The organism is Mycobacterium sp. 852002-51163_SCH5372311, from assembly GCF_001667115.1.
Classification (GTDB): Bacteria; Actinomycetota; Actinomycetes; order Mycobacteriales; family Mycobacteriaceae; genus Mycobacterium.
The window spans coordinates 19,636-28,682 of sequence record NZ_LZIJ01000077.1 but is presented as its reverse complement, the minus strand read 5'-3'; the positions used below and the strand labels follow the sequence as shown (position 1 = coordinate 28,682).

The following is a 9,047-nucleotide window of genomic DNA, read 5'->3' as shown; positions in this document are numbered from 1 at the left end:
CATAGGCCCGACCCGAAACCGCGGAAGGCCGGAAAGGCCCAGCCCGGCCACGGCCAGGGGGCGACACCACCGTCATCACCACGTCTCATACTGCCCCGATCAACAAGCCGGCCGGCCCGGACACCTCGAAAAGCCCACCCCCGCAACGACTTCTGGACACGACGATCATCACCAAACCACCGTCGATCCCTACCGCGAAGCCGCCCACCCCGTCCGGCCAGCAGGCCTCACCTCCGCAAGGCCCAGCCACGCCACGGTCTTTGGCCGAAACGAACATCGTCAAGAAACCGCCGCAGGTCCCGCCCAGCCGGCCGGCCGGACCGGACAGCCCGGGCGCATCAAAACCCCGCGGTGATACCACGATCGCCCGGCCGCCGACCGCGGTACACCACATCGACCAGCTGGTCGTGACGATCGGCCGCGCGCCCGACAACAACGTGGTTCTGGACGATTTGCTGGTATCGCGACACCACGCCGTGTTGCGGCGCGCCGGTGACCAGTGGGAGCTCGTCGACAACAACAGCGCCAACGGGACTTACGTCAACGGCAACCGGATCGACCAGGCCGTCATCGGACCCGACGACATCGTCGGCATCGGCCACCAGCTACTGCACCTGGCCGGCGGGGGGCTGGTTGAATACGTCGACACCGGCGACGTGTCCTACGAGGCCTCAAACCTGCGGGTGGTCACCGGCAAGGGCAAGGTGCTGTTGTCCGACGTCAGCTTCGCCCTGCCGGAGCGTTGCTTCATGGCGGTCGTCGGACCGAGCGGGGCCGGCAAGTCGACGTTGCTGGGCGCACTGACCGGATTTCGTCCCGCCGGTAACGGCGAGGTGCGCTACGACGACCGCAACCTCTACCAGAACTACGCCGAGCTGCGGCACCGCATCGGGTTCGTTCCGCAGGACGACATCCTGCACACATCGCTGACAGTGCGCCGGGCGCTGAACTACGCGGCCCGGCTGCGGTTCCCGCATGACGTATCGGCCGCGGAGCGCGAGCACCGCATCGACGAGGTGCTCTCCGAGCTCGGGCTGACCGCGCACGCCAACCAACGCATCGACAGCCTGTCCGGAGGTCAGCGCAAACGCACCAGCGTCGCGCTGGAACTGCTGACCAAACCGTCGCTGCTGTTTCTCGACGAGCCGACGTCGGGCCTTGACCCGGGGTACGAGAAGTCGGTCATGCAGACGCTGCGGGGGCTGGCCGACGACGGTCGGTCGGTGGTAGTCGTCACCCACAACATCGCCCAGCTGCATATGTGCGACCGGTTGCTCATCTTGGCGCCGGGTGGTCGCCTGGCCTACTTCGGGCCGCCGCAGCAGGCGCTGCACTACTTCAACTGCAGCGACTTCGCCGACCTGTTCAACCTGCTCGAGCACGACACCGATACCGACTGGACGGGCCGATTCAACACGTCAGCCCTCAAGCAGGCGCTGTCCGGACCACACCCGGCTCACAAGGCCCCGCAGCCGGGCGCCGAGCGTCCTTCCAAGCCGGTCGCTCAGCAGAGCGCGTTCGCCCAATTCGCCACCCTGTGCCGACGGTATCTGGCGGTGATCGCCGCCGATCGTCAGTATTCGCTGACCTTGCTGCTGCTGCCGATGGTGCTGAGCCTTTTCGCGTATGCACCCCCGGGCAAGTCGGGGCTGTCGATCGCCAAGGCCATGGAGTCCAAGTCGATGCAGCCCGGTCAGATCCTGACGGTGCTGATCTTCGGCGGCGCGCTGATGGGATGCACGGCCTCGATCCGGGAAATCGTCAAGGAACGGCCCATATATCAGCGCGAGCACGGCATCGGCTTGTCCAGCATCGCCTACCTGGCGTCCAAATTGGCGGTCCTCACCGTGCTGGTCACAGTCCAAGCGCTGATTCTGGGATTCCTGGGAACGGCGTTCCGGTTGCCGCCGGACCAGGCGGCGGTGATAACCGCTTGGCCCAGGCTGGAATTGGCGCTCGCGGTGGTCGCCGTCGCGGTGGTCTCGATGCTGATCGGTCTGTTGGTCTCGGCGATGATCGGCAATGCCGATCGCGGCATGCCACTGCTGGTGTTGGTGGCCCTGTCCGAACTCGTGCTCTGTGGCGGACTGTTCCCGGTGAACGGCCGAATCCCGCTGGAGCAACTGGCCTGGCTGTCGCCGTCCCGATGGGGCTTTGCGATGGGCGCGTCGACGATCGACCTCAATGACCTGCTACAGATGGTCGGCAAAGAAGTCGATCCGTTGTGGAAGTACTCATCCGATAGTTGGCTGTTCGCCGCGACGGTATGCGCGGTGCAGGCGGTGGTGCTGGTGATCCTCATCGCGGTGCGGCTCAAGCGACTCGACCCGCACCGCCAGGCGGTCAAGTGAACACCGAGCGGTGATGCGCAAAGCCCTCGCGACGCTTGCGCTGAGCGCTCTGGCGATGGCGCTCCACCCTGCTGCGGCAGGGGCCGAGACGTACTACCAGTTTCAGTCGCCCTCGGGCGACATCGCCTGCGCGATGGGCTCGTTGGGCAACAAGGCGTTTGCCGACTGTGAGATCACCGACCACACGTGGGTGGCACCGCCACGACCGGATCGGTGCGAGGGCGAATGGGGCGATCGCCTCGAGTTGCGGCAGGGCACTGCGGCCGGATTCGTCTGCAACTCGGATACCTTGCGCGGCAGTGATTTACCGACGCTGACATACGGCAGCGCGTGGACGGTGAACCCGCTCACCTGCGACAGCAAGCCAACCGGCATGATTTGCACCGACGGCAGCACCGGGCGCTACTTCCGGGTGTCCCGCGATTCATACGAGTTGCACTGATCGCCAGGACAGGCCCATCCGACAAGCGCGACCGCAGCGAATCGCGCTTGGCGGTGCGGCGTGGTTGATATTGTCGGCGGGGGCGGCGGGGATGGCTTTGGAGGAGCAGCGATGAGCGATGCGCAGGGCTCGCGGGTGGGGTCGATGTTTGGGCCCTATCGGCTCAAACGGCTGCTGGGCCGCGGTGGGATGGGCGAGGTCTACGAGGCCGAGCACACCGTCAAGGAATGGACGGTCGCGGTCAAGGTGATGACCGCAGAATTCAGCAAGGACCCGGTCTTTCGGGAGCGGATGAAGCGCGAGGCCCGCATCGCCGGGCGGCTGCAGGAACCTCACGTGGTACCCATCCACGACTACGGCGAAATCGACGGCCAGCTCTATTTGGAGATGCGGCTGATCGAGGGCACCGACCTCGACAGCGTGCTCAAGCGGTTCGGGCCGCTGACCCCGCCGCGCGCGGTGGCCATCATCAGCCAGGTCGCTTCGGCGTTGGATGCCGCACATGCCGCCGGGGTGATGCACCGCGACGTCAAGCCGCCCAACATCCTGGTCACCCGCGACGACTTCGCCTACCTGGTCGACTTCGGCATCGCCAGCGCGACCACCGACGAGAAGCTGACCCAGCTGGGCACGGCGGTGGGGACCTGGAAATACATGGCGCCCGAACGGTTTTCCAACGACGAGGTCACCTACCGCGCCGACATCTACGCGCTGGCCTGCGTGCTCTACGAGTGCTTGATCGGAGCCCCGCCCTATCGGTCCGACAGCGCCAGCACATTGGTCACCGCACACATGCTGGACCCCATCCCCCAGGCCAGCGCCAACCGTGCGGGCATTCCCAGGGCCTTGGATGCGGTGATCGCGCGCGGCATGGCCAAAAAGCCCGAGGACCGCTATGCCAGCGCGGGCGATCTCGCGCTGGCAGCCCATGAAGCGCTCAGCGACCCCGATCAAGACCACGCCGCCAACATCATGCGGCGCAGTCAGGAAGCCACCCTGCAAGGGCCCGCCACGGCGGCGCCGCCACCGACGATGGCCGCCACCGGAACGACTCCCCCGCCTGCCGCGCGTCCGACGAGTACGCCGCCGCCACAGGGGTACCGCCAGGGCTACACGACGCCGCCGCCCACACCCGTCCAGCAACCGTCCTACCCCGGCCAGGGCAGCGGTCCGATCCACCGGCCCGCCCCGACCGGCCAGCCCGGTTGGGCCCCCAGCAGCGGACCAGTGCCCACCCCGAACAACCCGCCTGCCAGCAACCAGTACTACCAAGCCGGCAGCAACTGGGGCGGCCAGCCCCCCAGCCAGCCGCCCCAGCAACAGCACGGCGGCCAGCCTTACCAGCAACAGCACGGCGGCCCACCCTCGTGGCAACAACCGCCCGCCAAACGCGGAAACCCATGGCTCGTCATCGCCATCGTCGCAGTCGTGCTCGTCGTCCTCGTCGGTGGCGGGATCGTCGCTTACCAGCTGATCGGCAAGAAACCCAAGAAGCCGCCGCCCCCGCCGATCGCGGCCGATCGGCTCAGTTCGTTACTGCTGAGCACCTCGGAAATCAACGCCGTCATGGGCGCCACGAACATGACGCCCGGCGACCCCATCACGACGATGGCGAAGTCCTCGCTGACGCTGTCCGACCAGTCGTGCTTGGGGGTGCTTTATGCCGCACAGGACCCGACGTATTCGGGCACCGGGTATACCGGGGTGAACGGGAACGTGTCCTCTGAGTCGGGCGACAACTTCGACCACTGGGTACACCAGGCCGTGGTGACCTTCCCGTCAGCCGACAAAGCCCGTGATTTCCTCGAGACGGCTGAGGGCAAGTGGAAGAACTGCTCCGGCAAGACGATCACGGTGACGAACACGTCCAAGAACAAGACCTATCGGTGGACCGTTTCCGAAGTTCAGGGCCAGCCGCCCAGGGTCACGCTGGTGAACACCCAGGAGGCCGCCAAAGGCTGGCAGTGCCAGCGCGCGATGAGCGTGGCCAACAACGTGATCGTCGACGTCAACGCTTGCGCGTACAAGCTCAACGATCAGGCCGGCCAGGTCTCCGACAAGATCGTCGACAAGGTCAACAACCAGTAGCGGCCGAGCGGCGGCTCAGCCCTGCAGGTCTGGTCCCTCGGCACGCAGGTCGTCGACCGCCGACATGGCGGCGCGCAGCTTGGCCAGCCACTCCTCGGTGTGCTCGCCGACCAGCTTGACCGACCACGCGAGTGCGTCGGCCCGGGACCGGGCGATGCCGGCGTCGACCAGCGTGTCGAGCACCTGGCGTTCCGGTTGCTTCAAGCGGGTCATCACCGGTACCGCAATGTGAGTGAACAGAATTCGCTCGCCATTGACTTCCACGCCCCAGGAAACCTTGCGTCCGTAACGGTCCTGAGCCTCGTCGGCGATGTTCATCCGCTCCGGGCGGGTTTCCTCGCGGAACCGGGAGACCCGTCCTTCGGCGCGATCGCCGGTCTCTTCCCCCTTGGTGCCGCCGGTCTCGGCGTCCGGCAACTTGCCGATGACGGTGATTTCCTCGCGGTCGACGATCACCGTGGGATCACCGTCGAACCAGTCTTCGGGCAGGCGCCCCGCGAACCATTCCGCGGCGCCGCTGGCATCGGGTTGCTGGGCTTGCTGCCAGCCCCCGGGGCGGCCGTATCGACGGCCGTATGTGTGATGGTGCTTCATGATTACATGATTACATTGTTACAGCTATTACGGAACACCGTTCGCTGCCGGCGAACCGGTCAGGTGGCCGCACCCCTTCGCACCCGGAAGAGCCGGACGTCGTTCTTGATGCCCTTCAGGCGGCGCGCTCCGGCGAACGACCAGTCGAATCCGGCGTCATCGCCGACGGCATCGCGCACCGAATCCGCCGCCAGCACCGTCCCCGGTCGCGCTACTCCGGTGACCCGGCTCGCCGCATTCACCGGACTGCCGAACCAGTCGCCGGCGCGGCTCACCGCCATCCCGGAGGCGACTCCGGCCCGCAGTCGGGGGAAGTCGTTGTCGGTGTCGACGACGTCGACGAGTTTCAGGATGGTGTCCAGCAGCGGCTCGGGTTCAGGACAGACGAACATCACCGCGTCGCCGATCGTCTTGATGAACCGCACCGGCGGCGCGGTCAAGTCACGGGCCAGGCCGGCCAGCCTGCCGGCAAGCTGACCCAGCGTTTCGGGGGACACCACCTCACCGAGCCGAGTGAAGCCGACCAGGTCGGCGAAGCCGACGGTGACCTGGCGCGCTCCGGGCAGCGGCTTGCCGGCGGCGCGCTCGCCGGCATTGACAGCTTCGGTTTCCATCATGTGCCGCAGTTGCATGAACAGCATGCCCTGGATCATCGGGCCGAGCATCGGGGCGATCTGGCTCACCAGCGCTTTGGAGGCCTTGGCGATCTGCAGTTCGGTCGCTCCCGGCTGCATGATCGCCGCCAGCGCCGCGTAGCGCATGACTTCGGCAGTGTGCGAAAGCCCTTCGGCCAGCACGCGCACGACGAGCACCACTTGCTCAGGATTCAGTCCCAGCTCGACGAACCGCTGCGCGTAGGCAGCGGCTTCGCCGTCGGCGCGCATATGCACGACGGCGTCGGGATCGTCCACCCTGGCCAGGCCGATGGCGCGCTGCACCCGCTGCAACAGGTCCAGGTCGACGCCGTAAGTCTCGCTGATCTCCCGGGTGGAGACGTAGGTGCCGTCGTCGCCGATGATGTGCCGGGTGGCCAGCAGCAGCGGCGGGTTGGTGGCGCGGATCTCGTCGGCGGTGATGCCTTGCTCGAGCAGCCACTCGACCAGCTCTGCTCGCTCGGCGCGCGCGTCGCCCTCCAGTCCGGCGAGCAGATCCTCGGGTATGTGATCGGGATGACCGGCCATGCTGCTCAACGTATAACGCCGTCCGGTCGGTTACCGTGGCGATCGCAAGCGCGGCGCAGCCGGGCGCGGCGGGTCGCCACCGTCGGTTACCGTGGCGATCGCAAGCGCGGCGCAGCCGGGCGCGGCGGGTCGCCACCGTCAGGACGAGCCAGTGCCGAACGACGGCGGCGCTGACGCCTCGGCGGTCCCCCACGCCGTGTTGGGCACGGCGGACAACGCGAACGTCAGATCACCACCGGCGCGGATGATCGATTCCGGCAGAAAGGTGCGATCGGTCGGCTGGCCGTCGATGCTGAGGCCGTCGATGAACCTGCGCCCGTTGGATGCGTCCGGTGCAGAGATCCGGATGGATCGTCCGGTCGGGAGCGTGATCACGATGCGGTCGAACAGCGGTGTGTTCACGGCGAGGATCGGCGTTCCCGGCGTGCTGGGGTACATGCCGAGGGCAGCCCACACGTACCAACTGGACATTGCACCCAGGTCGTCGTTGCCGGGCTCGCCGCCGGGGCTGGGATTGAACAGCTCGCCGCGGATCCGGTCGACCAGCTGCTGGGTCCGCCACGGCTGGCCGAGATAGTTGTACAGCCACGGCACCCCGAAGCCCGGCTCGTTACCGGACCACAGATAGGGCTGGTTGGGGCCCGCGTTGAGCTGGTCGGTGAAGCGGTCCAGCCGGTCGGCGACCGCCTGGCGACCACCCAGAGCAGTCACCAGTCCGGCGACGTTGTGCGGCACCAGCCACAGATACTGCTCCGCGTTGCCCTCGTCGAACCCGTCCTGTCCGTAGGCGCCTAGTGGTTCCACGAATCCCGGCCCGACGGGAAAGAACCCTGCGGCGTCACGCGGCGAGAGGTACCCGGTGGCCGGATTGAACAGGTTGTGCCAGTACTGCGCACGGTTGAGGAACTCCGCCGCGGTGTTGTTGTCCCCCAGCGCTTCGGCGAATCGAGAGATGGCGAAGTCGTCGATCGACCACTCCAGGGTGACCGACGCGCCGACCAAACCGTTGCTGCCCTCGAACTCCTCGGTGTTGGGCGCGTAGCCGTGCTCCAGGTAGGTGGCGATTCCCGGCCGTTCCACGTACCCGTCGCGGCCGGCACCGCCCGTCGTTGCCGCGTTCACCATGTAACGCAGTGCCGTCTTGACGTCGAAATCCGTTGCGCCGTAGATATAGAGGTCCACGATGAGCGGTACCACGTTGTCCCCGGTCATCACCCCGGTCGCGGAGTTGGCCAGCGGCCAGCGCGGCAGCGACCCGCTCTGCTCGGCGTCGTTCACCAGCGACTGGGCCATGTCGCTGGCCAGCTTGGGAAAAAGCAACGCGTGCAAGGCTGCCAGGCACCGGTAGGTGTCCCAGTCGGAGAAGTTGGCGTACTGCGTATGCCCCGGCGCCACGGTGTGGATGGCGCCGTCGAATCCGAGGTAGCGGCCGTCCGCGTCGTTGAAGGTGTTGGGGTGCAACAGCGAATGGTAGAGCGCGCTATAGAAGGTCTTGACATCACGATCGGCGCCGGCCACCGCGATGCGCGACAGCGCGCCGTTCCATTGGCCCACCGCGGCCGCGCGCACGTCCTCGAAGCTGCTGTTGCCCTCGGCGGCCAGGTTGGCTCGCGCGCCGGCGACGCTGACATAGGACAGCGCGGTCCGGACTTCGAGCACCGCGCCGACGGGAAACTGCACATAGCCGCCGCTGTGAGGAGAATTCGCGCTGCGGGCGCCCGCATAGACCGCGTCGCCGTCCCAGGTGCCGTACGAGGTGAACGGCTGACTGAATTTCATCGCGAAATAGACGGTGTAGATGTTGTCCATACCGCAGAATCCGCCGCTGGTCGCGGAGCCCGTAATCATGGTGGTGTCGTCACTGATCTGAATGCTCGCCGCGGAGTTGCCCGCCAGCGATCCGCCGGTACGCACATGGAACAGCGCCGGTTGGCTATTGCTGGGGAAGGTGAACCGGCCGACGCCGGTACGGGTGGTGGCGGTGAGCTCGGCGAGGACTCCGGTGTCCGGGAACCGCACTTTGTAGTAGCCCGGCACGCCGAGCTCGCTGGCGTCGTGAGCGATGGTCTCCCAAGCGTTCCACGGTTGTGAGCCGATCGGGGTGGTGGTCGGCAGCATTGGGATGTCGCCGAACGCGGCGCAGCCCACCGAGGCGTGGGTCATGCTGAATCCGGTGGAGCGCTCGTTGTCGTGGTCGTAGCCGGCGTAGGTGTCGGTGGTGTCCGGCGAGTACTGCACCATGCCGAACGGCACCGACGCACCGGGAAAGTTGTTGATCTCACCCGTGATTCCGCCCGAAGACCCGGTGCCGATCAGCGTGTCCACGTGAACGACCGGATTCGCGACCAACACGGGAACAGCGTGAGCCACGGGCGGAACGGCCAACAACAT

6 protein-coding genes and 1 pseudogene are annotated in these 9,047 nt (G+C 66.8%); 3 read left to right on the top strand and 4 right to left on the bottom strand.

The features are described 5' to 3' along the window. Nucleotides 1–85: 85 nt before the first annotated feature. Nucleotides 86–250, bottom strand: a complete 165-nt coding sequence (locus A5791_RS27160) for a hypothetical protein (protein ID WP_231995839.1) — start codon at nucleotides 248–250, stop codon at nucleotides 86–88. Nucleotides 251–362: 112 nt separating this feature from the next. On the opposite strand from A5791_RS27160, the gene A5791_RS09160 reads away from it, so the two are divergent. From A5791_RS09160 to A5791_RS09150, 3 genes are all read left to right on the top strand, one after another. Then, nucleotides 363–2,351, top strand: coding sequence for an ATP-binding cassette domain-containing protein (locus A5791_RS09160; RefSeq protein ID WP_231995840.1), 1,989 nt, complete (start codon nucleotides 363–365; stop codon nucleotides 2,349–2,351). Between the two features lie 13 nt (nucleotides 2,352–2,364). Next, a complete protein-coding gene (locus A5791_RS09155) occupies nucleotides 2,365–2,793 on the top strand; it encodes a DUF6636 domain-containing protein (protein WP_067234242.1) in 429 nt (142 codons plus the stop codon). A 111-nt stretch (nucleotides 2,794–2,904) separates the two neighbouring features. Continuing rightward, nucleotides 2,905–4,881: a serine/threonine-protein kinase PknH/PknJ gene (locus A5791_RS09150; RefSeq protein WP_067234239.1), complete on the top strand. Its 1,977-nt coding sequence runs from the start codon at nucleotides 2,905–2,907 to the stop codon at nucleotides 4,879–4,881. A 15-nt stretch (nucleotides 4,882–4,896) separates the two neighbouring features. On the opposite strand, the gene A5791_RS09145 is transcribed toward A5791_RS09150, so the two are convergent. The 3 genes and pseudogenes from A5791_RS09145 to A5791_RS09135 all read right to left on the bottom strand — a co-directional run. Further along, nucleotides 4,897–5,475 (bottom strand): hypothetical protein, encoded by a 579-nt coding sequence (locus A5791_RS09145; RefSeq protein ID WP_067234236.1) that lies wholly within the window; start codon nucleotides 5,473–5,475, stop codon nucleotides 4,897–4,899. 59 nt (nucleotides 5,476–5,534) lie between these two features. Further along, nucleotides 5,535–6,656 (bottom strand): adenylate/guanylate cyclase domain-containing protein, encoded by a 1,122-nt coding sequence (locus A5791_RS09140; protein ID WP_067234234.1) that lies wholly within the window; start codon nucleotides 6,654–6,656, stop codon nucleotides 5,535–5,537. Between the two features lie 141 nt (nucleotides 6,657–6,797). After that, nucleotides 6,798–9,047, bottom strand: a pseudogene (locus A5791_RS09135) (GH92 family glycosyl hydrolase); the annotation flags it as partial.